This window comes from Curtobacterium sp. LFS079 (assembly GCF_047977865.1).
Taxonomy (GTDB): domain Bacteria; phylum Actinomycetota; class Actinomycetes; order Actinomycetales; family Micrococcaceae; genus Arthrobacter.
On the sequence record NZ_JBFPFO010000002.1, the window covers coordinates 516,548 to 538,512 of the forward strand.

General features: G+C 68.5%; 17 protein-coding genes and 1 pseudogene. 14 read left to right on the forward strand and 4 right to left on the reverse strand.

Features of this window, described 5'->3' with window-relative positions; genetic code table 11:
- Positions 1-48: 48 nt before the first annotated feature.
- Complete coding sequence (locus tag ACNQPB_RS05860) at positions 49-336, reverse strand: hypothetical protein (RefSeq protein WP_498749873.1); 288 nt, start codon at positions 334-336, stop codon at positions 49-51.
- 302 nt (positions 337-638) lie between these two features.
- On the opposite strand from ACNQPB_RS05860, the gene ACNQPB_RS05865 reads away from it, so the two are divergent.
- From ACNQPB_RS05865 to ACNQPB_RS05875, 3 genes and pseudogenes are all read left to right on the forward strand, one after another.
- A complete protein-coding gene (locus tag ACNQPB_RS05865; RefSeq protein ID WP_498749875.1) occupies positions 639-2,105 on the forward strand; it encodes a DUF3375 family protein in 1,467 nt (488 codons plus the stop codon).
- Positions 2,098-2,805: pseudogene (locus ACNQPB_RS05870) on the forward strand (DUF4194 domain-containing protein); the annotation flags it as partial. The gene ACNQPB_RS05865 and the pseudogene ACNQPB_RS05870, both read left to right, overlap by 8 nt.
- Before the next feature lie 272 nt (positions 2,806-3,077).
- Positions 3,078-6,545 (forward strand): ATP-binding protein, encoded by a 3,468-nt coding sequence (locus ACNQPB_RS05875; RefSeq protein ID WP_498749877.1) that lies wholly within the window; start codon positions 3,078-3,080, stop codon positions 6,543-6,545.
- Positions 6,546-6,562: 17 nt separating this feature from the next.
- Here ACNQPB_RS05875 and ACNQPB_RS05880 read toward each other — a convergent pair whose 3' ends face one another.
- Positions 6,563-7,024, reverse strand: coding sequence for a MarR family winged helix-turn-helix transcriptional regulator (locus ACNQPB_RS05880; RefSeq protein WP_498749879.1), 462 nt, complete (start codon positions 7,022-7,024; stop codon positions 6,563-6,565).
- A 139-nt stretch (positions 7,025-7,163) separates the two neighbouring features.
- Here ACNQPB_RS05880 and ACNQPB_RS05885 point away from each other — a divergent pair, with 139 nt between their 5' ends.
- The 6 genes from ACNQPB_RS05885 to ACNQPB_RS05910 are packed head-to-tail and all read left to right on the forward strand — an operon-like array spanning position 7,164 to position 13,675.
- The gene (locus ACNQPB_RS05885; protein WP_498749881.1) at positions 7,164-8,111 is read left to right on the forward strand and encodes an SDR family NAD(P)-dependent oxidoreductase; all 948 of its coding nucleotides are present in this window, start codon (positions 7,164-7,166) and stop codon (positions 8,109-8,111) included.
- Positions 8,111-8,995, forward strand: coding sequence for an amidohydrolase family protein (locus ACNQPB_RS05890; protein WP_498749883.1), 885 nt, complete (start codon positions 8,111-8,113; stop codon positions 8,993-8,995). The genes ACNQPB_RS05885 and ACNQPB_RS05890 overlap by 1 nt, the downstream gene beginning before the upstream one ends.
- 1 nt (position 8,996) lies before the next feature.
- Positions 8,997-10,241: an acyl-CoA dehydrogenase family protein gene (locus ACNQPB_RS05895; RefSeq protein WP_498749885.1), complete on the forward strand. Its 1,245-nt coding sequence runs from the start codon at positions 8,997-8,999 to the stop codon at positions 10,239-10,241.
- Positions 10,242-10,265: 24 nt separating this feature from the next.
- Positions 10,266-10,721 (forward strand): MaoC family dehydratase, encoded by a 456-nt coding sequence (locus ACNQPB_RS05900; protein WP_498749887.1) that lies wholly within the window; start codon positions 10,266-10,268, stop codon positions 10,719-10,721.
- Between the two features lie 49 nt (positions 10,722-10,770).
- Entirely contained in the window at positions 10,771-12,093 is a 1,323-nt protein-coding gene (locus ACNQPB_RS05905) for an MFS transporter (RefSeq protein ID WP_498749889.1), read from the forward strand.
- A gap of 13 nt (positions 12,094-12,106) precedes the next feature.
- On the forward strand, positions 12,107-13,675 hold the full coding sequence (locus tag ACNQPB_RS05910; protein WP_498749891.1) for an acyl-CoA synthetase: 1,569 nt from the start codon (positions 12,107-12,109) through the stop codon (positions 13,673-13,675).
- Positions 13,676-13,695: 20 nt separating this feature from the next.
- On the opposite strand, the gene ACNQPB_RS05915 is transcribed toward ACNQPB_RS05910, so the two are convergent.
- Positions 13,696-14,286: a TetR/AcrR family transcriptional regulator gene (locus ACNQPB_RS05915; RefSeq protein WP_498749893.1), complete on the reverse strand. Its 591-nt coding sequence runs from the start codon at positions 14,284-14,286 to the stop codon at positions 13,696-13,698.
- A complete protein-coding gene (locus tag ACNQPB_RS05920; RefSeq protein ID WP_498749895.1) occupies positions 14,283-16,238 on the reverse strand; it encodes an MFS transporter in 1,956 nt (651 codons plus the stop codon). The genes ACNQPB_RS05915 and ACNQPB_RS05920 overlap by 4 nt, the downstream gene beginning before the upstream one ends.
- 243 nt (positions 16,239-16,481) lie before the next feature.
- On the opposite strand from ACNQPB_RS05920, the gene ACNQPB_RS05925 reads away from it, so the two are divergent.
- From ACNQPB_RS05925 to ACNQPB_RS05945, 5 genes are read left to right on the forward strand one after another with little or no spacing between them, the layout of a single operon-like run.
- Positions 16,482-17,546, forward strand: coding sequence for an iron-siderophore ABC transporter substrate-binding protein (locus tag ACNQPB_RS05925; protein ID WP_498749896.1), 1,065 nt, complete (start codon positions 16,482-16,484; stop codon positions 17,544-17,546).
- An 8-nt stretch (positions 17,547-17,554) separates the two neighbouring features.
- Positions 17,555-18,661, forward strand: coding sequence for a FecCD family ABC transporter permease (locus ACNQPB_RS05930; protein ID WP_498749898.1), 1,107 nt, complete (start codon positions 17,555-17,557; stop codon positions 18,659-18,661).
- Positions 18,658-19,773 carry a FecCD family ABC transporter permease gene (locus ACNQPB_RS05935; protein ID WP_498749900.1) on the forward strand — a complete coding sequence of 372 codons (1,116 nt, stop codon included), beginning with the start codon at positions 18,658-18,660 and terminating at the stop codon, positions 19,771-19,773. Before ACNQPB_RS05930 ends, ACNQPB_RS05935 begins: the two co-directional genes overlap by 4 nt.
- 1 nt (position 19,774) lies before the next feature.
- Entirely contained in the window at positions 19,775-20,632 is an 858-nt protein-coding gene (locus ACNQPB_RS05940; RefSeq protein WP_498749902.1) for an ABC transporter ATP-binding protein, read from the forward strand.
- Positions 20,629-21,678, forward strand: a complete 1,050-nt coding sequence (locus tag ACNQPB_RS05945; RefSeq protein ID WP_498749904.1) for a siderophore-interacting protein — start codon at positions 20,629-20,631, stop codon at positions 21,676-21,678. Before ACNQPB_RS05940 ends, ACNQPB_RS05945 begins: the two co-directional genes overlap by 4 nt.
- Positions 21,679-21,965: the final 287 nt, after the last annotated feature.

A 21,965-nucleotide genomic window follows, 5' to 3' on the forward strand; every position in this document is an offset into this window, starting at 1 on the left:
GGCGTGCCGAGCGGCGCTCTGCCGGCGTCCCGGCGGGCGTCCCGGCGGCTAAAGGGTATTCGGCTGGCGCAGCAGCGAGCCCGTCACGGCCTGCAGTTCGCCCGGAATCTCCACATTCGCCGTTTGGTGGACCACCCGCTCCCAGGCGAAGTTGATTCCATTGACCAGCGCGCCCAGGGTGCTCCGCAGCAGGAACCAGAGGAACTGCCCGCATCCCGCCAGCGCAAGCGTTGCCAGCGCAGCCACGGCCATGAAAGCGGCCAGGGCCAATGCGATCAGCAGCGTGCCGATGAAGACGTAGATGGACGTGTCCAGAGCCGTGAAATCCAGGTTCATTTGTCCCCCTTGAACAATGTGCCTGAGTTGAACTGTGTGCCATGAGCAGGGTGTGGTGCAGTCCGGGGAAAGCCGGTGTTCCGAGGGTAGGATCGGCGCGGGGCTTCCGGCCAGCAGCCCACACGCGCGACACGGAGTTGTTGCGTGATCGAAACCGTGCCGGGGACCAAGGTCACGGCGCGGTTTCGGAAGGGGGGCGGAACCGCCTGCGGACAACGGCCCGGCCACCCTGCGTTAACCTTGAAGGGGCAGTTTTCGGGAATCCCGCTGCCACAACGTACGCGGCAGCTGAAGGAGAGTGTGTGTCCCGATCTGCGATGTCCTCGGCAGACGCCATCAGTGCCCGGCTCCGGGACCTGGAACTGCTCACCAAGGGTCCTGCCTGGGCCTTGACGCGCTCGGCGCCGTGGGTGATCGCGGTGCTGCAGGCTTCCTTCACCCGCACCCGGCCGCAGCTTCCGCTCGAAGAGTTCCACGCCGACGTCGACGCCTTCCTTGAGCAGCTCCGCCGCCAGGAGCCGGGGCTGGGCGGTTCGGCCAACGGCAAGGCATTCGGCGACGAATGGACGCGCAGGCAGTTCCTCACCCGCCGGAACCAGTCCGGTCAGATCGTCTACGAAGTCACCGAGGCCGCGGCCCGCGTGCTGGCCTTCCTCGACAGTCTCTCCAGCGAACGTTCCACCCTGAATGGCTCCCGCCTCGGGACGCTGCTGGGCGACGTCGAGAAGCTCGCCAACGAAACCAACCCTGACCAGAGCGCCCGCCTGGAAGCCCTGGAGGACGAAATCCAGGAACGCCAGCAGCTGATCGAGGACATCAGCTCCGGCGATTTCGACGGCCTGCTGGACGACGAGGAAGCCGTCGAGGCTGCCGGGAACATCCTCGACCTGGCCGCGAGCCTGCCCGCCGACTACAAGAAGATGCGCGACCGCATCGAGGAACTGGTGGGCGAGCTGCGCAACCAGATCATCGAAGAGTCCCTCAGCAAGGGCGCCACCATGGCCCAGGTCCTGGAGGCGGACAAGCGCCTGCGCCAGAGCCCCGAGGGCAGGACCTTCCGCTCCTTCACGGCGTTCCTCGAAGACCCCCAGCAGCAGCTGCGCTTCCGCTCGGCGATCGGCGAGGTGCTGGGCCGGCAGTTCGCGGACGAGCTCAGCCATGAGGACCGCGAGACGCTGAAGAACCTCGTGGCCGAACTCCGCACCCAGCACAGCCAGATCCAGCGGATCTACGGGAAGCTCTCGGAGAGCCTCAACGCCTACATCCAGAGCGACGACATCCGCCAGTCCGTGCGGCTGCGCAACGTCCTGCGGGAGGCGGAGCAGGCCATCCGGTCCATGCCGTACGAACGCGACCGCCCCGCACTGGTCCGGGCGCCGGTGCTGTACAACGCCGCCTTCGAATCACTCGCCATGGTCAAGCTCTTCGACCCGGACGAGTTCGCGGCGCCGCCCAAACTCGCGGAGCCGATCGCCTTCAGCGACGCGGACCGCGTGCGGTCACTGCGCTCCGCGAAGGCGAGGCCCGACGTCGTCCGTGCGGCTGCCGCGGGAGCCGCCACTTTGGCGGAGGCCTGGGAGAACCTGCCCGACGACGAGCGGCACATCAACACCGTCCGCGCCCTGCTGTCCCACGCCCTGCACAGCGGCGCCGCGTTCGGGCAGGACAGCTGGGAAAACATCGACTTCGAACAGATCGACGGCAGCACCCGCACCGCGTACCTGCCGCTCGTGACACTCACCGCGCCTAACGAGGATTCCGATGACTGACGCCCCCACCACCGACGGACATGTCCACCCGGACCCGTTCCGTGTGACGCCGCGCGATACCTTCGTGGACGGCGCAGCACTGTTCCCCGGCGACACCGGCGTGCTGCCCATGAAGCTGCGCCAGGCTTTGGTGCGGCTGCTGAAGGGCCCGTACGTCGACGGCGGCCGGGACGAGAAGCTCTGGACCACCCTGCTGGACAACCAGCAGATCCTGCGCAGCCGCCTCTCCGAACTGTTCCTGAGCCTGCAGCTGGACCACGAACGCAAGATCGCCGTGCTCCGCCCGGTGGACCCCGACGTGATCGGCGGCGGCGCCCGCTCCAGCATCCTCCGCCAGCAGCGTGCCCTGAGCCGGGTGGAAACCATCGTGCTGCTACGCCTGCGCCTGCTCCTGGACCGGCACGCCACCGCCCAGACCGAGCCCACCATCACCCGCGAGGAAATCTCCGAACTCGTGGCCCACTACCAGCCCTCCGGCCAACAGGACGCCCTGCGCGACGCCGACGTGGTCAACCGCACCATCACCAAGCTCCTGGCCCGCCAACTCCTCCTGGCCACCGGTATCGACGACACCTTCTCGATCTCCCAGGCCCTCCCGCTGGCCTTCCCCTTCGAAAACATCGGCGACATCCCTGCCCAGATCGAAGCCCTGGTCGCAGCAGGATCGGACGAAACCGGCACGGAGCCCCTGCTTGAGCTGGCTGAAAACGACGACGACGGCGACGGCAGCCTGGGTGGCGAGAACGCCGATGCCGCCCCCGCCCCTTCGGTGGGCGGCTCCGCTGCAAGCAGCGAGCCGTCCACCTCAGGAAGGCCCGATGCCACTCCCTGGGCGGCATCGGCGTCCTCGCCGATCGGCGAACCTGCGGCGCCCGGCCGCAGCGTCGCCGACGCCCAAGGTGAGACTCGTCCCACCGCGGAGGCAGAGGCAACCACGACTGAAGCGCCAACGACTGACGGGGAGCAGACCAAGTGACCATTGCGAGCATGCTTCCGATCGGTGACCAGGTGAACCCCGGCCAGATGCGCCTGGCCCTGGTCCAGGTGGTCAACTGGGGCACCTTCCACGGCGCCCACACGATGCACGTGGACCGCAACGGCACCCTGCTGACGGGCAACTCTGGCGTGGGCAAGTCCACGCTGTTCGACGCCATGCTGCGGGTCTTCGATGCACGTCCGCGTTCCAACGAGGCCGCGGCGCAACGGGTCGGCGGGTCCGTGGAGGACAAGCGGACCACGTTCACGTACATGCGCGGCAAGGTGGGCGACAAGGCCGTGGGAGAGGGCTCGGCCAGCGCCTTCCAGCGGCCCGGAGCCACCTGGTCCGCCGTCGCGCTGACGTTCGACAACGCCGCGGGCACCCGGGTGACGGTGTCGGCGCTGTTCGACCTGCCGAAGAACGGCACGGAGTCCAGCGTGGGCCGTTTCTACCTGATCGACCACAGGCCGCTGGACTTGGCCGCGATCGAGGGCATCGCGGAGAAGCGCTTCACCAAGGGTTCCCTGGAGGGTATCTTCCCCGAGGCGCAGGTCTTCGACGTGCACAAGGCGTTCGCGGAGCGCTTCCGCCGCCTGCTGGGGATCAGCTCGGACCAGGCCCTGCCGCTGCTGCGCGTGATCCAGGCCGGCAAGGGCCTGGGCGGCAGCGTCAACACCTTCTTCAGGGACCAGGTGCTGGACCCGCCGGCCACGCTCGCGGCGGCGGACGACGTCGTCGAGGAATTCAGCAACCTCATGTCCATCCGGCAGCGGCTGGAGGACGTGCGGCAGCAGCGCGACCAGCTGGCGCCGGTGCCGGGCCTGAACAAGGAGTATGCCCAGACCCTGCTGGAGGCGAACCGGCTGCGGGAGCTCAGCGGCGAGGAATTCGATGCCTACCGGCAGCAACTCGCGGTCGAGGTCCATGCGAAGACGCTGGCCCGCTTCAAGGAGCTTGCCCAGCAGAAGGCCAAGGAGCTCGGCGCCGAACGCTCCGTCCGTGATGCCCTGGCCAAGGAGCTGCGACAGCTCGAATCGGACTACAACAACCAGGGCGGCAACGCGATTTCGGCGATCGAGCAGTCGCTGGAGAACGCCCGGCTCGGCCTGAAGCTGCGGCAGGACGTGGAGGCCGCGGCCCGGAAGGCACTGGCCGACGCCGGACTGGACCTTGAGTGGACCGCCGAGGGCTGGAACCAGGCCCACGAACAGGCGGCAGCGCGATCGGCCGAGCTCCAGGACGATTCCGAGGCGCTGCGTGAGCTGCGTTTCGAGGCCTTCGACGGGCACGCCACCAAGAAGCGTGAGCTTGCCACGGCGCAGCAGGAGCTCGCCTCGTTGCGGAGCAGCAAATCCCTGCTGCCGCCGTCGAGCATTGAGAACCGGGCGGCCATCGCGGCGGCCACGGGCGTCCCGGAGGAGCGCATGCCGTTCGCGGGCGAGCTGATCGACCTCGCGGAGGGGGAGGACCAGTGGCGGCCCGCGGCCGAGCGGGCCCTGCGCAACCTGGCCACCACCCTGCTGGTCCCGGGCGAGCACTTCGCCGCCGTCACGCGCTTCCTGAATGACAACACCATCCGCGGCGCCCTGCGCGCGGTGGACATCTCCAAGCCGCTCGCGGGCGGGGCGCTGGCTGTGGAGGACGTGTCCGACGGCGATCTGCTGACGAAGCTGGACATCCTCACCTCGGGCGCGAAAGGCGAGTCCCTCGCACAAGCAAGTGAGTGGGTCCGCGAGCGGATCGCCCTGGACTTCGCGTACCCCTGCGTGGAGACCCCGGAGGAACTGGCCGGCCTGGACAAGGGCCTGAGCCTGGGTGGTGTGGTCAAACGGAACCGCCACACGGTGGAAAAGGACGACCGCTTCACCGGCCGTCAGGACTACGTGCTGGGCTTCGACAACGCGGCCAAGCAGGAGCTGCTCGCCGCGAAGGTCGAGGAGCTGGAGAACGAGCTGGCCAAGGCGGCGGAGCTGGCCCAGAGCCGCGAAGACTCGCACCAGGGCATGGCCCGCCAACTTGAAGCCCTCCGCCGTGTGGCCGAGGACGAACGGAGCTGGGAACAGGTCTCGGCTGCGGTGGCCGCGGACGAGCTGGCCCGCATCGAGCAGCGGCTCAAGGACGCCCTGGCCGCGCAGGCCGACCTCGAACCGCTGCGCGGCAGCATCGAGGCCGTGCGCGAAAAGCACCAGTCCTCCACAGGTTCCGCCGCCGTGCTGCAGAGCGAATACAAGGCCCTGGACCAGCAGATGACCGCGGCCGACTCGCTCCTGGAGGCCGCACGCAAGCGCCTGGCCGACGCGCCGCCGTCGGGCACCACCGTGGCCGCGCTGGAACCGAAGTTCACCGGCTTCGGCGACATCACCGAACTCCACGAACTGGACAACCTGGCCAACCGGGTCCGCACCGAACTGCTCGCCGAACTGCATGCCGCGGAATCCCGCGGGCAGGCGTTGTCGGAACGGTTGAGCCGCATGTTCGAGGGCTTCGTGCGCGAATGGGGCACCGCGATTTCCGCGGACCACGGCACGTCGATCGGCGCGGCCGGCGAGTTCGAGTCCCGCTACCACCAGATCGTCAGCGAGGGCCTGCCGGCGCAGGAGGCCGAGTTCCGGCAGTTCTTCAACCAGCGCACGCACGAATCCTTCAGCACCCTGCTGCACCTGCTGGACGAGGAACGGCGCGCCATTACCAGCCGGATCCTGCCGCTGAACGGCATCCTGTCCGAGGTGAACTTCCACGAGGGCAGCTACCTCGAGCTGGACATCAAGCAGACCATGCCGGCCACCGCCAAGCAGTTCAAGGACGCCATCCAGAACGCGCTCAAGGCCCGCCATGGCCGCGGCCGGGCCGCCGGCGCCGCCGCGGCGGAGGACGACGTCGAACTCGGCAACCGCTACAAGTCGCTCGAAACCCTGGTCAAGCGCCTTGGCTCGCAGGCCCCGGAGGACCGGCGCTGGCGGGCCGAGGTGCTGGACGTCCGCGGCCACCTGTTCATCCAGTGCAAGGAGCACCGGCAGGTGCAGGGCCGTTCATCCGGGTCGAAGGGTGGGAGTGTGAAGACCGAGGTCTTCATGCACACGGACACCGGCTCCATGTCCGGCGGCGAGCGGCAGCGGTTCACCGCGTTCATCATGGCCGCGGCGCTGAGTTACCAGCTGGGCATCGCCGAACAGGGCTTCACCACGTACGGCACGGTGATGATGGACGAGGCCTTTGTGCTCGCCTCCGAGGAGTTCGCCGGCGCAGGCATCAAGGCGCTGCACGAGTTCGGCTTCCAGTTGCTGCTCGCCGCCCCGGAAAACGTCATCGACCTGTCCCGGCATCTGGGCTCGGTCACTGAAATCCTGCGGGACAAGCGCACCAACCGTTCCGGCGTGCTCACGGCCCCGGTGATCAGCGGCCCCGGAACGCCGGGGGAGTGGCGCTCCGAGGCCAACCCGGTGGACATCGTCTTCCGCTGACCCCTCGTTGCGTTCTTTCAGGCGTCCCAGAGCGCTTTGCGCAGGAGCCGCTTCAGCTCGCTGACTTCGGCCCCGTCCAGGGCGGCGAGCTGGCGGTGCTCGCATTCCACCAGGGCCGCGCGCGCCTTGCTGTGGGTCCTCCGGCCCCCGGGAGTGGCCACGACGATCTTCGCGCGCCGGTCGAGTTTGCCGGCCGCCCGTTCAACGAGCCCGCCGCCTTCCAGCTCATCCACCAGGCTGACGATCTGGCTGGGGTCAAGGCTGAGGAAATCGGCCAGCTCGCGCTGCGTGGGCTCCAATCCGCTGCAGGCGAGGGTGAGGATCGAGAAGGATCTCTCCTTCAGCCCGAACTCCTTGAGGGCACGGTTGTTCAGGACTGATCCTGCGGCGTGCAGCTTCGCAAGCAACAGCCCCACATCGCTGCCAATATCCGCGGCGGCAAGCCGCGGTTCCTCGACGTCAGTATCCAGTGTGCCCATCCCAGCTCCAGTCGTAGTAAAAAACAATCATTGACTTTTTCAACAATCTAATTTTTCATTGATTGTGACAAGGATCTCACGCCGCCGTGGGATCGGCCCCACCGGCACCGGCCGGTCACTTCATGCGAGGGAGCATGCCATGAGCTTGAACGGCAAGGTTGCAATCGTCACCGGCAGCGGGCAGGGCCTCGGCCTCGCCTACGCGAGGGAGCTCGCCAGGCAGGGCGCCGCCGTCGTGATCAATGACGTCAACGAAAAGACCGCGGCTGCCGCGGTTGCGCAGATCGAGGCCGACGGCGGCAGGGCCACCGCCGTCGTCGTCCCGGTCGGCGGCACGGAAGCCGCGAAGGCCCTCGTCGACGGCGCCGTCGCCGCGTTCGGCCGCCTGGACATCCTCGTCACGAACGCCGGCATCCTCCGCGACAAGAGCCTGCTGAAGATGACGGACGAGGACTTCGACCTGGTCATCGACGTCCACCTCCGCGGTACCTTCACCTGCGTCCGCGAGGCCTTCGCGTACTTTAAAGCCAACAATGTCCAGGGCCGCATCGTCACCATCGGCTCCCCGACGGGCCAGCGCGGCAACTTCGGCCAAAGCAACTACGCTGCGGCGAAGGCCGGGATCGTGGGCATGGTGCGCACGTGGGCGCTCGAGATGAAGAAGGCCGGCGTGACCGTCAACGCCGTCATCCCCGTCGCCGCGACCGCGATGACGAAGACCGTCCCCTACTTCGCCAAGGCCGTCGAGGCGGAGGAGAACGGCGAGCCGATGCCGGCCTTCTTCCGTCACGATCTTGGCTTCGGAACGGCCGACGACGTCGCCGGCCTCATCGCGTACCTCGCCTCCGATGAGGCGGCCGGCATCACGGGCCAGGCGATCGGCGCAGGCGGGGACCGGCTCCAGGTCTGGACCCACCCCGAGCCGGCGACGACCGACTACCGCGAGGGCGGCTGGACCTACGAGGCGCTCCGGGAACAGGGCGCGGAGATCATCGGCGGCCACCTGCAGGGCGTGGGCGAGGAATTCCTCCCGCTGCCGGCGGAACTCCAGCCGGAACCCGCGACCGAAACAGCCGGGGTCCTCTGATGCGCTACGAACCCGGCATCGACGTCGGGAGGATCGACGCGATCGACATGCACGTGCACGTCGAGATCGACGGCCACGGGCACTGTTCCCTCCCGGCCGCCCTGACCGAGGCCTCCGCGAAGTACTTCAAGGCCGAGGACCGCTCCCCGGGCCTGGACAGGATCGCGGACACCTACCGCGAGCTGAACATGGCCGCCGTCGTCTTTACGGTCGACGCGCGGACCCAGCTCCGCCACGAACCCAACAGCATCGAGGAACTCATCGAGGGCGCGGCCCGGCACAACGACGTCCTCGTCCCGTTCGGCTCCGTGGACCCGCGCACGGGGGAGGAAGCGATCGCCCGCGCGAAGCACCAGGCCCTCGAGCTCGGCGCCCGCGGCTTCAAGTTCCACCCGAGCCTCCAAGGCTTCGACCCGAGCAGCGAGGAGTTCTACCCGCTCTGGGAGGCGCTCCAGGAGCTCGGCCTTCCGGCCATCTTCCACACCGGCCAGAACGGGATGGGCGCCGGCCTGCCGGGCGGCCACGGGATCAAGCTGCGGTACTCGAACCCGCTCCTGCTCGACGACGTCGCCGCCGACTTTCCGGGCCTCACCGTGATCATGGCCCACCCGTCCGTGCCGTGGCAGGAGGAGGCGAACTCGATCGCGACCCACAAGGCGAACGTCTTCATCGACCTCTCGGGCTGGTCGCCGAAATACTTTCCGGAGTCGCTCGTGCGGGCTTCGAACTCGGTCCTGCAGGACAAGGTGCTCTTCGGTACCGACGTCCCGCTTATCACCCCGCAGAAATGGCTCGGCGCTTTCGCGGAGCTGCCGCTCAAGGACGAGGTGCGGCCCAAGATCCTCAAGGAGAACGCAGTGCGCGTCCTCGGGCTGGGGTCCTGAGATGAGCACGACGACGGCGGAGCCCGCCGTGGGTGCCGTGCCTGCTGCCGGTGGTGCCGCGCCCGCCGTCGAACGTCTGTACGGCGTCGCCGACTGGTACGACGCCGAGTCCCTCCTCACTGACGACGAGCGCCGGGTGCTCGGCCGGCTGCGCGCCTTCCTCGACGGGAAGGCCCGCCCGCTCCTTGCCGATCACTGGGAACGCGGCGACTTCCCGGATGAGCTGCGCCAGCCGCTCGCGGACCTCGACCTCATGGAGCCGGCGGAGCTCACACAGGACGGCCCGGCCCGCGGGATCTACCACGGCTTCCGGATCTTCGAACTCGCCCGCACGGACGCCTCGCTCGCCACCTTCTACACGGCGCAGGCCGGACTCTTCAGGACCGCGATCCGCGTCGGCGCCTCGCCGGAACAACAGCGGGACTGGATGCCGCGCGTCGTCGACTTCTCGCTCAAGGGCGTCTTCAGCCTGACTGAACCCGGGCACGGCTCGGACATCGCGGGCGGCCTGGCCACGACGGCGCGCCGCGACGGCGACGAATGGGTCATCGACGGCGCGAAGCGGTGGATCGGCGGCGCGGCAACGGCCGACGTCCTTGCGGTCTTCGCCCGCGACGTCGCGGACGGCCAGGTCAAGGCGTTCCTCGTCCCGCGCGAGGCGCCCGGCGTCGTCGTCGAAAAGATCCAGCGCAAGACGGCGCTGCGGATGATGCAGAACGCCCACATAACGCTCAGCGGCGTCCGCGTCACTGAGGCCGACCGCCTGCACAACGTGAACTCGTTCAAGGACGTCGCGGCCATGCTGCGGGCCATGCGCTCGGACGTTGCGTGGATCGCTACGGGCATCCAGGCCGGCGCGTTCGAGGCAGCGCTCAACTACGTATGCGAACGGGAGCAGTTCGGACGGCAGCTCGGCTCCTTCCAGCTCGTCCAGGAGAAACTTGCCCGGATGCTCGGCAATGTGACCTCGAGCCTCTCGCTCGTCGTCAGGCTCACCGGGCAGCAGGAGCGCGGCATCTACCGCGACCAGGACTCCGCCCTCGCGAAAATGCAGACGAGCCTGGCGATGCGCGAAACCGTGGCCCTCGCCCGGGAGCTCGTGGGCGGCAACGGCATCACCCTCGACACCGACGTGGCCCGCTTCCACGCCGACGCCGAGGCCGTCTACTCCTACGAGGGCACCCACGAGATCAATGCCCTCATTGTCGGCCGGGCCCTCACCGGGGCAAGTGCCTTCACCCGCTGAACACCCCTGCACAGGAGGAAAGAAATGCCCAATCTCGTTGTCGATTTCGACACCCTGCTGACCACGTCCGGCGCCGAGCTCGGTGCCACCGACTGGCTCGAAATCACCCAGGACCGCGTCAACCTCTTCGCCGAGGCCACCGACGACCACCAATGGATCCACGTGGACCCCGAACGCGCCAAGGACGGTCCGTTCGGCGCCCCGATCGCGCACGGCTTCCTCACCCTTTCGCTCATCATCCCGTTCTGGGGCGAGCTGTTCGACGTCGACGGCGTCACCACCAAGGTCAACTACGGGCTGGACAAGGTCCGCTTCACCTCTCCGGTCAAGGTCGGATCCAAGGTCCGGATGGTCGGCCGGATCGCCGAAGTCACCGAGGTCAAGGGCGGTGCCCAGATAAAGGTCAACGCCACCATCGAAATCGAAGGCCAGGAGCGCCCGGCAGTGGTCGCCGAGTTCCTCGCCCGCTTCTACAAATAGGCCCGATCCAGGGCCACCCCCACCCAACCCCCCTTCGCAAGGAACAGCCATGTCAGGACACACTGCACTCGCACCTGCGAGCACGGCCGGGAAGCGCAAAGAAGCGCGCACGGTCATCTTGTCCAGCTATCTGGGCAGCACCATCGAGTTCTACGACTTCCTGCTGTACGCCACGGCCGCCGCCGTGGCCTTTCCCAAGGTCTTCTTCGCCGGCACGGACGAGTGGGTCGGCGTCGTTGCCGCCTACGCAACCTTCGCCGCAGGCTACGTCGCCCGGCCGCTCGGCGGTGTGATCTTCGGCCACTTCGGAGACCGGATCGGCCGCAAGGGAATGCTGATCGTCTCCATGGCGATGATGGGCATCGCCTCCACCCTCATCGGCGTGATTCCCGGTGCCGGCGTGATCGGCCCTTGGGGAGCGGTCCTGCTGGTCCTGCTGCGCGTATGCCAGGGCATCGCCGTCGGCGGCGAATGGGGCGGGGCCGCGCTGATGGCCCTGGAGCATTCCGATCCGAAACGGCGGGGCTTTGCCGCCTCGTTCGTCAACGCGGGCGCGCCCACCGGCGCCGTGCTTGGCACAGTCGTCGTGGGCATCTTCTCGGCCTTGCCGCAGGACGCCTTCCTCGCCTGGGGCTGGAGGGTGCCCTTCCTCCTGTCCTTCCTGCTGCTGATCGTGGGCATGTTCGTCCGCCTGCGGGTCTCCGAAAGTCCGATCTTCGCCGAGGCGGTGGCCAAGGAGGGTGCCGAGGTGAAGCGCAAGGCTCCCCTGCTTGAAGTCCTGCGACGCCCGAAGGCCCTGCTCATGATCATGTTCGCCGGTGCCGCCGGTTTCGGCCTCCAGGTGGTGCTTCCGACGTTCTCCGTCACCTACGCCGTGTCCAAGGGCGCGCCGCAGCAAGGCGTCCTGTACGCCTTCGCCGGGGCCTCGGCCATTTCGATCCTGTTCGTGCTGCTGGGCGGGCGGCTATCCGACCGCTTCGGCCGCCGACCCGTCATGGTCACAGGCCTGGCCCTGTTCATCGCCTACCTTTTCCCGATGTTCGGACTGCTCGGTTCCGGCAACGTCGGGCTGGTCTTCCTGGCCTTCTCGGTGGCGCTCGTCCTCCACTCGTCCTTGTACGGCCCCCTCGCGGCGTTCGTCTCCGAGCAGTTCGGCACCACCAACCGCTACACCGGTGCCGCGGTCGGCTACCAGCTGGCCACGCTGCTCGGTGCCGGCTTCACTCCCGGAATCGTGGCAGGGCTGTACAAGGACTCCGGCCAGAGCATCCTGCCCGTGGTCATGTTCCTGTCCGTCCTCGCCCTCGTTTCGATTGTGTTCATCCTGCTGACGCGGGAACCTAAGGACAACGACCTCTCTACGGTCCGTTAGGAGGGCCGCGCACATGGACAACAGTGGAGTCGGATCCTGGCTGCACCGCCGTCGCCCCAAGTCCGGGCCCAAGGCCGCACTCGTTGCCGGGGCCCGCACCCTGAGCTACGACGATCTTGCCGGGCGCACCGAGCAGCTCGCGCAAGCGTTGCGGAAAAGGGGCGTCGCCAAGGGCAGCCGGGTTGCCTACCTCGGCGAGAACGATCCTTCCTTCGTGGAAACCTTCTTCGCCTGCGGCCTGCTGGGGGCGATCTTCGTTCCGCTGAACACCCGGCTGGCCGCTCCCGAACTGCAGTTCCAGCTGCAGGACTCCGGGGCGCGCCTTCTGGTCAACGCCGCCGCCCTCAACGGGCTGGCCGCGGCCTCCGCGGAAGACACTCCTGTGGCTTGCCGCCTGGCGGTACTGCCCGACGGCGGAACGGTGGGTTCCGCCGCGGAGCTGCCGCCCGGCGTCGAGGACTATGAAGCCGCCCTCCGGGCGGCCGGCGACGGTCCCCTTGACGAGGCGGTGGGCCACGAGGACGGTGCCATGATCCTGTACACCTCGGGCACCACCGGAAAGCCCAAGGGCGCGCTGCTGACGCACGGGAACATCACCTGGAACTGCATCAACACCCTGGTGGACATGGACCTGAACAGGGACGACGTCGCCCTGATGATCTCGCCGCTCTTCCACGTCGCTTCCCTCGACATGGGCCTGCTGCCGATGCTCCTCAAGGGCGCCACCGTGGTGCTGGAGGCCAAGTTCGACGCCGGGCGGGCCCTGGAACTGATCGAACGGCACCGGGTCACCACCCTCAACGGCGTGCCAACCACCTTCCAGATGCTCTGTGAACACCCGGGATGGGCGACGGCGGACCTGTCATCGCTGGAGAAGCTCACCTGCGGCGGCTCGGCAGTACCGCGCCGCGTCCTGGACGCCTACGAGGAACGCGGCATCGGCTTCACCAGCTGCTACGGCATGACGGAAACCGCGCCCGGCGCCACGATGCTGCCGGTGTGGAAGTCCAAGGAGAAAGCCGGGTCGGCCGGCCTCCCGCAGTTCTTCACCGACGTGCGGATTTCCGATCCCTTTGGCGGTCCCGTAGGGCCGGGCGAGGTCGGGGAAATCCAGATCTCGGGCCCCAACGTCATCCGCGAGTACTGGAACCGGCCGGAAGCCACGGCAGGCAGCTTCGCGGACTCGGCCTGGTTCCGCTCCGGCGACATGGGCTACCTGGACGCGGAGGGTTTCCTGTTTGTCTCGGACCGGATGAAGGACATGATCATTTCCGGTGGCGAGAACATCTACCCCGCTGAGGTTGAGGCGGCCATTGCCGAACTCGGTGCTGTGGCCAGCGTGGCGGTGATCGGGGTCGACGACGACAAATGGGGCGAAGTGCCGCGCGCCATCGTTGTGCTCCGGGAGGGAGCGGCCCTCAGCGAAGCGGAACTGCGCGGGTACCTGGAGGGGCGGCTTGCCCGCTACAAGATCCCCAGGTCCGTGGTGTTCGTCGAGGACATGCCCCGCACGGCAAGCGGGAAGATCCGTAAGGTGGAGCTTCGCCGGCAGTTCGCGCGGCGGAGCGACCTGCCGGGCTAGGCGTTACACGGTGCGGGAATTCACACGGTGCAGGCGTCGATCTCCGCCTGCACCAGGGTGCCGAAATGCGCGGCGGCGTCGTCTGCGCCGGCCCCGGTCTCAACCGAGGCAGCCCCGCCGAACAGCCCAAGGGTCCGCACGGCCTCCCCGAAGCCGATCATCAAGGCGACGACGTTCGCGGCGTGGCGGCGCTCCGGCGTCGGGTCCCCGATCAGCTCCGCCACGTGTGCGAGGTACCGTTCCCGGGTTTCCGCGCGGGCGGCCTCCGGCTCCGGGGAGTCCTGGATGGTGAACGGCACCATGGCCCACGGTTCCTGCAGCCCGCGTTCGCGCCGCATCAGCACCCGGTACGCCAGGGCGGTGCCCAGTTCCTCGCGGGGAACATTCAGTTCGCCCAGCAGCCGTTCGTTGGGCTGGGCCGCCGCGAACAGCTTCTGCTTGGATTCGTAGAGCTTCATCACGAGGGCGGCGGACACGCCGGCGTCGGCGGCGATGTCCCGCACGGTGACGCCGCGGAATCCGCGCTCGCCGAACAGCCGGCCCGCCGAGGACAGGATCGCCTCGCGGCTGGAGCCGGGAACGGCAACTTCGGGTGCCTCGGTGCCGCTCATGCGCCCTGCCCCCGGCCGGCCGGGACGGGTACCGGATCCAGCGCCAGGTCGAGGTCCACGGAGCGGTTGTCCACAGTGAGTTTGCGCGCAGCGGCGCCGAGTGTCTGAGGATGAAGCACCGAAACAATGTACCGGCCGGCCGCGGGCAACGGCACACTGTACCGGCCGTCGTCGCCCGCCTCCACGGACGCCGCGTGCTCACCGCCCGCGTGCAGCACGGCGACGACGGCGCCGGGAACCGGAGTGCCGCCGTCGAGCACCCGTCCGGCGAGGGTGAGCTGCTCGCCCAGGGTGAAGTCGTGCTGCAGGGTGCGGCCGTCGAGGTCGAAGACCCGGGCTTCGGGCGCCCAACCGGCCGCGTTGATCACCAGCAGGTACCGGCCCGGCCCGGGCAGAGCGAGGGAGTACTGCCCGTCCGTATCCACCCTGCTCCAGTCCACGGGCTCGCCGTCCAGTTGCAGCACCGTCACCACGCCATGGTTGACGGCCGTGCGGTCCGCCACCCGCACCTTCCCGCGCAGCACCAGTTCCTTCGCGGACAGTGCCGGGACCACGACGGCGGCCGCCGCCTTGGGGATGAACACCGCCGCGGCGATCGAGGCGGCGGAGGCCAGGGCGGCCATCCAGAACACGTCCTGGAAGGCGGCGAATGCGGGCAGCCGTGCGCCGCCGACGTCGAGCGTCACCGAGGTCAGGAAGGCCGCGACGGCGGCGCTCGAGGTGGAGGTGCCGATGGAGCGCAGGAGGCTGTTCAGCCCGTTCGCCGAGGCGGTTTCGGTGATGGGCACCGCGCCCATGATCAGCGTGGGCATGGCGGCGTAGGCGATGGCCGTGCCGATGCTCACCACCGTTGAACCGATGATGATCCACGGCACCGACTCCCAGAAGAACACGCGGAACACATACCCGGCGATCATGATCGCGGCGCCGCCGATCAGGGCCGTTTTCCCGCCGTAGCGCCGGATGATTCCGCCGGAGACCGGCGCGAACACCACCATCGCCAGGCCGGACGGAACCATGGTGAGGCCCGCGGTGATCACGGACATCTGGAAGCCGTAGCCGGTGGCGGCAGGCAGCTGGAGCTGCTGGGTGGTGAGCAGCATGCTGGCGAACATCGCGAAGCCGATCAGCAACGATGCCAGGTTGGTCATGAGCACCGGCCGCTTGGCCGAGGTCCGCAGGTCCACCATGGGCTGGCTGACCTTCAGCTCGTAGGGGATCCAGATGCCCAGCAGCACGGCCGCGGACAGGAAGAGCAGGAGGACGGCCTCCGAGCTCCAGCCCCAGCTGCCGCCCTTGGAAATGGCCAGCAGCAAGGCCACCAGCGCGGCGGACAGGACGAGGGCGCCGAGGTAGTCGAAGCGGCCGGGCGTGCGGACCTTGGACTCGGGCACCACCAGGGCGACGGCGAGCAGCAGCAGGGTGCCCGCCGCGGCGGACACCCAGAAAATCGAGTGCCAGCCGAAGGCCTGGTAGAGGATCCCGGCGAGCGGCAGGCCGAGGGCGCTGCCGATGCCCAGGGTTGCGCTCATCAGGGCCACGGCCGAGCCGATCTTATCCTTGGGCAGCTCGTCCCGCATGACACTGATGCCCACGGGGATCAGCGCGGAGGAGAACCCCTGCAGCGCCCGGCCGACGATGATCCAGAGGAAGGTCCCGCCAAGCGCTGCCACCACCGACCCGGCAACCATGAGGGCCAGGCAGAGGAGCATCATCTTCTGCTTGCCATACATGTCTGCGCTGCGGGAGACGATCGGCGTGGCCACGGCGCTGGTCAGGAGGGTTGCCGTAACGAGCCAGGAGGTGTCGTCGCCGGTGACGCCAAGGATGTGTGGGAAATCCGGAAGGAGCGGGACCACGAGGGTCTGCATGAGGGCAACGACGGTGCCGCTCAGCGACAGGACGGCGGTGATCGCCCAGATTGGAAGGAGGCGGGTGCGGGTGGCGGGCATGGCTTGGTTTCGGCCCTTCTTGGGTCGCTCACGTGGTGGCTTGTGGGGCGGTGAACAACGGTTCACCGCCCCATGAGTGAACCATTGTTCACCCCTGCGGCGCAAGGAATTGACGCGGGATGAACGGGCATCTTCCTTGCCGCCGCATGTGGCCGGTGGGAATTAGGTGACGTAAGTGTTTCGTAATCGACAGAAGGATAGGCTAGCCTTACTTGGGTTTGCCCCGCTTACCTAAGGATTCACATGGCTTCCTTCCTCCCGCGCCGTGCGCTGCTCAAGACCGCAGGAAGCGCAACCGCCGCGCTGGCCGCCGTCGCGCTTTCCCTCACTGCCTGCTCCACCGGCCCGGCGTCGTCGGGTTACCAGGGTGCCGCCGCGTCGGCCGGCAGCGCGCAGTTCCCGGTGACCATCAAGAACGTCTTCGGCGAGACCACCATCAAGGAACAGCCCAAGCGCGTCGTCACCATCTCCTGGGTCAACGACGACATCGCCCTGGCCCTGGGCGTTGTTCCGGTCGGCGTCCCGAAGAACGAGTGGGGCAACAACAGCAAGGGCTCCACCCCGTGGAAGGACGCCGCACTCGAAAAGCTCGGCGCCTCCTTCGGGAGCGACAAGGCTCCGGTCCAGTTCTCCGAGGCTGACGGCATCAACTTCACCGAAATCGCCAAACTGAACCCGGACGTCATCCTGGCCGCCTACTCCGGCCTCGAAGCGGCGGACTACAAGAAGCTCTCCGGGATCGCACCGGTGGTGGCCCAGCCCGAACTGGCCTACGGCACCCCGTGGCAGGAAGCCACCACCATCATCGGCAAGGCCCTGGGTAAGAGCGACGAGGCCGGGAAGCTTGTCAGCGACACCGAGTCCGCCATCAAGGCCGAGGCCGCCAAATACCCGCAGATCGCCGGCAAGACCTTCATCTACGGCAACCTGGAGCCGGCCAAGGGCGACGGCGTGAACGTCTACCTCGCCTCCGACAACCGCCCGCGCTTCCTCACCGAGATCGGCATGAAGGCGGCCCCCGTTGTGGAGGAGAAGTCCAAGGGCTCCAAGGAGTTCTTCACCGCCTGGTCCGCCGAGAAGGCCAACGAGCTGGACTCGGATGTCTTCGTGACCTGGGTTCCGGACGCCAAGACCAAGGACCAGATCGTCAAGGATCCGCTGCTGGGCCAGATCCCGGCCGTGAAGAAGGGTGCGCTGGTTGCCGATTCGGACAACACCCTCACCCTGGCCATCTCCGCGTCCTCGCCGCTGAGCCTGCCGTGGGCCCTGGAGAAATTCCTGCCGCGGCTCGCCGCAGCCGCCAAGTAGGTACCCCGATGACCGCAAACACGACGACGGCCTCCTCCCTTGAGCGCGAACGTACAGTTGAGGCCCCAAAAAGCGCCAAAACAGGGCCGCAACTGTACGTTCGCGCGGAGGTTCGCACCGCGAAAGGCAAGCGGCCCGCCTGGCTGCTGGCCGTCGTCGTCGTGCTTGCCGTTGTCTGCGGCGCCTCCCTCGCGGTGGGCGCCCGCGGCATCCCGCTGGAAACGGTCTGGGACGCGCTGATCAACTTCAACCCCGACGACGGCAACCACGCCGTGGTGCACGCCCGGATCCCGCGCACCGTGCTCGGGCTGCTGGCCGGCGGTGCCCTGGGCCTGGCCGGCGCCGCGATGCAGGGCGTGGCCCGCAACCCCCTGGCCGACCCCGGCATCATGGGCGTCAACGCCGGTGCGGCGCTCGCCGTCGTTGGCGGTATCTACCTCTTCGGCATCACGGGCCTGGGCGGGTACATCTGGTTCGCGTTCCTCGGCGCCGCGGCCGCTGCCGCCGTCGTCTACCTGCTCGCCTCGATGGGCAGGGACGGCGCGACGCCGGTCAAGCTCGCCCTGGCGGGTGCCGCCTTGAGCGCCGGCCTCTATTCCCTGATGAACGTGGTGCTCGTCTCCAGCCAGGACACCCTGGACCGCTTCCGCTTCTGGCAGGTGGGCGGCGTGGCCGGCCGCGACTGGTCCGTGATCCTTCCTGGCCTGCCGTTCCTGGCCGTCGGCGCGCTCATTGTGCTGGCCAGCGGCCGGATCCTCAACGGCCTGGCCCTGGGCGAAGACCTTGCCCGCGGCCTGGGCCAGCGTGTGGGCCTTTCCCGCGGCATCGTGGCGCTCGGCGTCGTGCTGCTGTGCGGCACGGCGACGGCGCTCGCCGGGCCCATCGCCTTCCTTGGCCTGGTCATCCCGCACGCCGTGCGCTTCTTCACCGGCCCGGATTACCGCTGGATTCTGCCTTTCTCCCTGGTGCTGGCGCCGGCGCTCCTTCTGGCCTCGGACGTCGTGGGCCGCGTGGTGCTCCTGCCCGGCGAGGTCCCGGCAGGGATCATGACGGCGATCCTTGGCGCGCCGGTGTTCGTGTGGCTCGTCCGCCGCGGCAAGGGGGTTTCCTTATGAGCCGCACCCTCGAGCGCGAACGTACAGTTGACGCCCTTAAAAGCACGAAAAAGGGGCCCCAACTGTACGTTCGCGCCGGGAAAAAGAAGCCCAACCGGACGTGGTTTCTCGCGGCCGCCGTCGTGCTCCTGCTCGCGGCCAGCGTCCTGCTTGGCAGCTACACGGTCACGGTCCCGGACTTCGTCGCGATCGTTTCGGCCCAGCTCACGGGCGGCGAGAAGATCCCCGGCGCCAGCTTCATCGTTATGGAGAACAAGCTGCCGCGGGCCGTCATGGGGCTGATGATCGGCGTCGCGTTCGGACTCTCCGGCGCGCTGTTCCAGACCATGCTCCGCAACCCTCTGGCCAGCCCGGACGTCATCGGCATCAGCAACGGCGCCAGCGCCTCCGCGGTCCTGGCGATCGTGGTCTTCGGCGCATCCGGCGCCACCGTGTCCGTCGCGGCCCTGCTCGGTGCCCTCGCCGTCGCCCTGCTGATCTACCTGATCTCGCGCGGCGGAAACTTGCGCGGGGCCGGTGGGCGCAACGGGAATGCCGCCGGCAACCGGCTCGTCCTCGCCGGCGTCGGAATCGCGGCCGCCCTCGGGGCCCTGGTGAGCTTCCTCATGACCCGCGCCGACATCCGCACTGCCGCGGAAGCCCTCATCTGGCTCAACGGCTCCCTCAACCCGGCCAACTGGGAACGGATCGGCGTACTGCTGCTGGCGCTGTGCGTCCTGCTCCCGCTCACGGCGGTCCTGGCCGGGCCGCTGCGCATGCTCGAACTCGGTGATGACACCGCCGCCGGCCTCGGCATCCGCGTCGGCGCCGTGCGGCTCGGCCTGGTGCTCACCGCCGTCGCCCTCGCAGCGGTCGCGACGGCGGCAGCCGGCCCGGTTTCCTTCGTCGCCTTCCTTGCCGGGCCCATTGCCCGGCGCTTCACCGGGAAACCCAGCCTCCCGGCGTCGGGCCTCACCGGCGCCGTGATCGTCCTGGCCGCCGACTACTTCGCCTACAACCTGGCACCCCTGCTGCTGGACGGAACGGTGCTGCCGGTCGGCGTCGTCACCGGCGCCCTGGGTGCCCCGTTCCTGCTCTGGCTCCTGGCCACGTCCAATCGAAAGGACTCCTGAAATGCCCCGTCTCAGCGCCCGGGACCTGACGCTCCAGTACGAGCAGCGCCGGGTCATCGATGGGCTCCGCACGGAAATCCCCGAGGGCAAGGTGACCATGATCGTGGGCGCCAACGGCTGCGGCAAGTCCACCCTGCTCCGTGGCCTGTCCCGCTTGCTGAAGCCCGCCGCAGGGGCCGTGACCATGGACGGCAAGGACATCCACGGCCGCCCGGCCAAGGAACTTGCCAGGACACTCGGCCTCCTGCCGCAGCACCCCACCGCGCCGGACGGCATCACCGTGCGCGACCTCGTGGGCCGCGGCCGCTACCCGCACCAGGGCTTCTTCCGCAACTGGAGCCACGGCGATTCCTCGCCGCACGACCTCGCGGTGCGGCAGGCCCTCGAAGCCACCGACACCACCGGACTGGCGGACCGCAACGTGGACGAACTCTCCGGCGGGCAGCGCCAGCGGGTCTGGATCGCCATGGCCCTGGCCCAGGAAACCGACGTGCTGCTGCTGGACGAACCCACCACCTACCTCGACCTGGCCCACCAGGTGGAAGTCCTGGACCTCGTCACGGACCTCAACCGCCGCCGCGGCACCACCGTGGCGATCGTGCTCCACGACCTCAACCTCGCCGCACGCTACGCGGACCACGTCATCGCCATGAAGGACGGCGGCATCGTGGCCGAAGGCCCGGGGGCCGAGGTCATCACGGAGGAGCTCGTCCGCACCGTGTTCGGCCTTGAATGCCGTGTGGTCCCGGATCCCGTCTCCGGAACCCCGCTGATCGTGCCGATCGGCCGCCACCACTTCCCTGCACGGCAAACCGCAACCGCCCCGTCAACCCGAACCGCACTGGAGATCGCCTCATGAGCACCGAAACCGCGCCGCCGGCCAGCTACGCCACGGAGCCCATGGTCCTGGCCTTCGACGTCACCGTCACCGCGGTCCAGGACATCGGACCGAACTTCCGCCGGATCACCTTCGGCGGCTACTGCCTGCGCGGTTTCGGCGTCTCCGGCAGCACCCTGGACCTGCGCGTCAAGCTGCTCATCCCATCACTCGACGCCGACGGCCGCACCATCCCGCTGCCCGCCTTCGAAATGGGCGACGCCGGGTGGTACCAGCAGTGGCTCGCGATGGACCCCGCCGTGCGCGGTGCCATGCGCACCTACACCGTCCGCAGCGAACGCCTCGACGCCGTGTACCCGGAGATCGACGTCGACTTCGTGATGCATTTCGATGCCGGCGGCACCGGCGGCCCCGCAGCCAACTGGGCCTTGACCGCCGAGCCCGGCGACTCGTTGACCATCATCGGCCCCAACAATCGCGCCGCGCACTGCGTCACCGCGGAAATCTACTCCGGCATCGAATGGCGCCCGGGCCTGGCCCAGCGCATCCTCCTCGGCGGCGACGAAACCGCCGTCCCCGCCATCAGCGCCATCCTCGAAAGCCTGCCGGCCGGGATCAGCGGCCACGCCTTCCTCGAGGTCCCCGAAGCCGGCGACTTCCAGGACCTCCAGACAGCTGCCGACGTCGAAATCACCTGGCTGGCGCGCGGCGCCTCGATCGGCCGCTCGCGTCCGCACGGAGAGCTCCTGCAGGCCGCCGTCCGGAAGGCGGTCCCCGTGCCCGGCTGGGTGGGCATCTCCTCCGAAGCCGCCGCCGGCCCCGAACCGGAAGATGTCAACGTGGACCAGGACATCCTCTGGGAAACGCCGCAGCGCATGGACACCGCCTCCATCAAGGCCACCCGCAACCCCGGCCTGCCCGCCGGCGCCCTGCCCTTCTACGCCTGGATCGCCGGCGAGGCTGGGGTCATCAAGGAAATGCGGCGTTACTTGGTGCGGGATGTCGGGATTGATCGGAAGCAGGTGGCTTTCATGGGGTACTGGCGCAAGGGGAAAGCGGAGCTTTAGTCTGCGTTCCCGCGCTTGCGCGCCGTCAGTGGTGCGCGACGGCGGTCGGTTGCCTTTCGCCTTCGCCGCTGGCCTGCGGTCGCTTAGCGTTCGGACCCTACCCAAACTTCGCAAGCTCAGTTCGGGACCGTCGGGTCCTCTCTTCCTTCCGGCGCTCCGCTTCGGTCGCTGGGCGACCTGCTCTGCGCTCCAGTCGGCGATGCGCTCCCCGCAGACCACCGGCCGCGGCTGGTGCGTCTGTCGCCTGACCTGCCGCGCCGCTATTGTTCTGTCGCCTTTCCGTCGCT

Excerpts from the sequence above, each read along its gene's own strand:
- ACNQPB_RS05860 (WP_498749873.1), bottom strand. The coding sequence starts at position 336 with ATGAACCTGGATTTCACGGCTCTGGACACGTCCATCTACGTCTTCATC.
- ACNQPB_RS05880 (WP_498749879.1), bottom strand. The coding sequence starts at position 7,024 with ATGGGCACACTGGATACTGACGTCGAGGAACCGCGGCTTGCCGCCGCG.
- ACNQPB_RS05885 (WP_498749881.1), top strand. The coding sequence starts at position 7,164 with ATGAGCTTGAACGGCAAGGTTGCAATCGTCACCGGCAGCGGGCAGGGC.
- ACNQPB_RS05890 (WP_498749883.1), top strand. The coding sequence starts at position 8,111 with ATGCGCTACGAACCCGGCATCGACGTCGGGAGGATCGACGCGATCGAC.
- ACNQPB_RS05895 (WP_498749885.1), top strand. The coding sequence starts at position 8,997 with ATGAGCACGACGACGGCGGAGCCCGCCGTGGGTGCCGTGCCTGCTGCC.
- ACNQPB_RS05900 (WP_498749887.1), top strand. The coding sequence starts at position 10,266 with ATGCCCAATCTCGTTGTCGATTTCGACACCCTGCTGACCACGTCCGGC.
- ACNQPB_RS05905 (WP_498749889.1), top strand. The coding sequence starts at position 10,771 with ATGTCAGGACACACTGCACTCGCACCTGCGAGCACGGCCGGGAAGCGC.
- ACNQPB_RS05910 (WP_498749891.1), top strand. The coding sequence starts at position 12,107 with ATGGACAACAGTGGAGTCGGATCCTGGCTGCACCGCCGTCGCCCCAAG.
- ACNQPB_RS05915 (WP_498749893.1), bottom strand. The coding sequence starts at position 14,286 with ATGAGCGGCACCGAGGCACCCGAAGTTGCCGTTCCCGGCTCCAGCCGC.
- ACNQPB_RS05920 (WP_498749895.1), bottom strand. The coding sequence starts at position 16,238 with ATGCCCGCCACCCGCACCCGCCTCCTTCCAATCTGGGCGATCACCGCC.
- ACNQPB_RS05925 (WP_498749896.1), top strand. The coding sequence starts at position 16,482 with ATGGCTTCCTTCCTCCCGCGCCGTGCGCTGCTCAAGACCGCAGGAAGC.
- ACNQPB_RS05930 (WP_498749898.1), top strand. The coding sequence starts at position 17,555 with ATGACCGCAAACACGACGACGGCCTCCTCCCTTGAGCGCGAACGTACA.
- ACNQPB_RS05935 (WP_498749900.1), top strand. The coding sequence starts at position 18,658 with ATGAGCCGCACCCTCGAGCGCGAACGTACAGTTGACGCCCTTAAAAGC.
- ACNQPB_RS05940 (WP_498749902.1), top strand. The coding sequence starts at position 19,775 with ATGCCCCGTCTCAGCGCCCGGGACCTGACGCTCCAGTACGAGCAGCGC.
- ACNQPB_RS05945 (WP_498749904.1), top strand. The coding sequence starts at position 20,629 with ATGAGCACCGAAACCGCGCCGCCGGCCAGCTACGCCACGGAGCCCATG.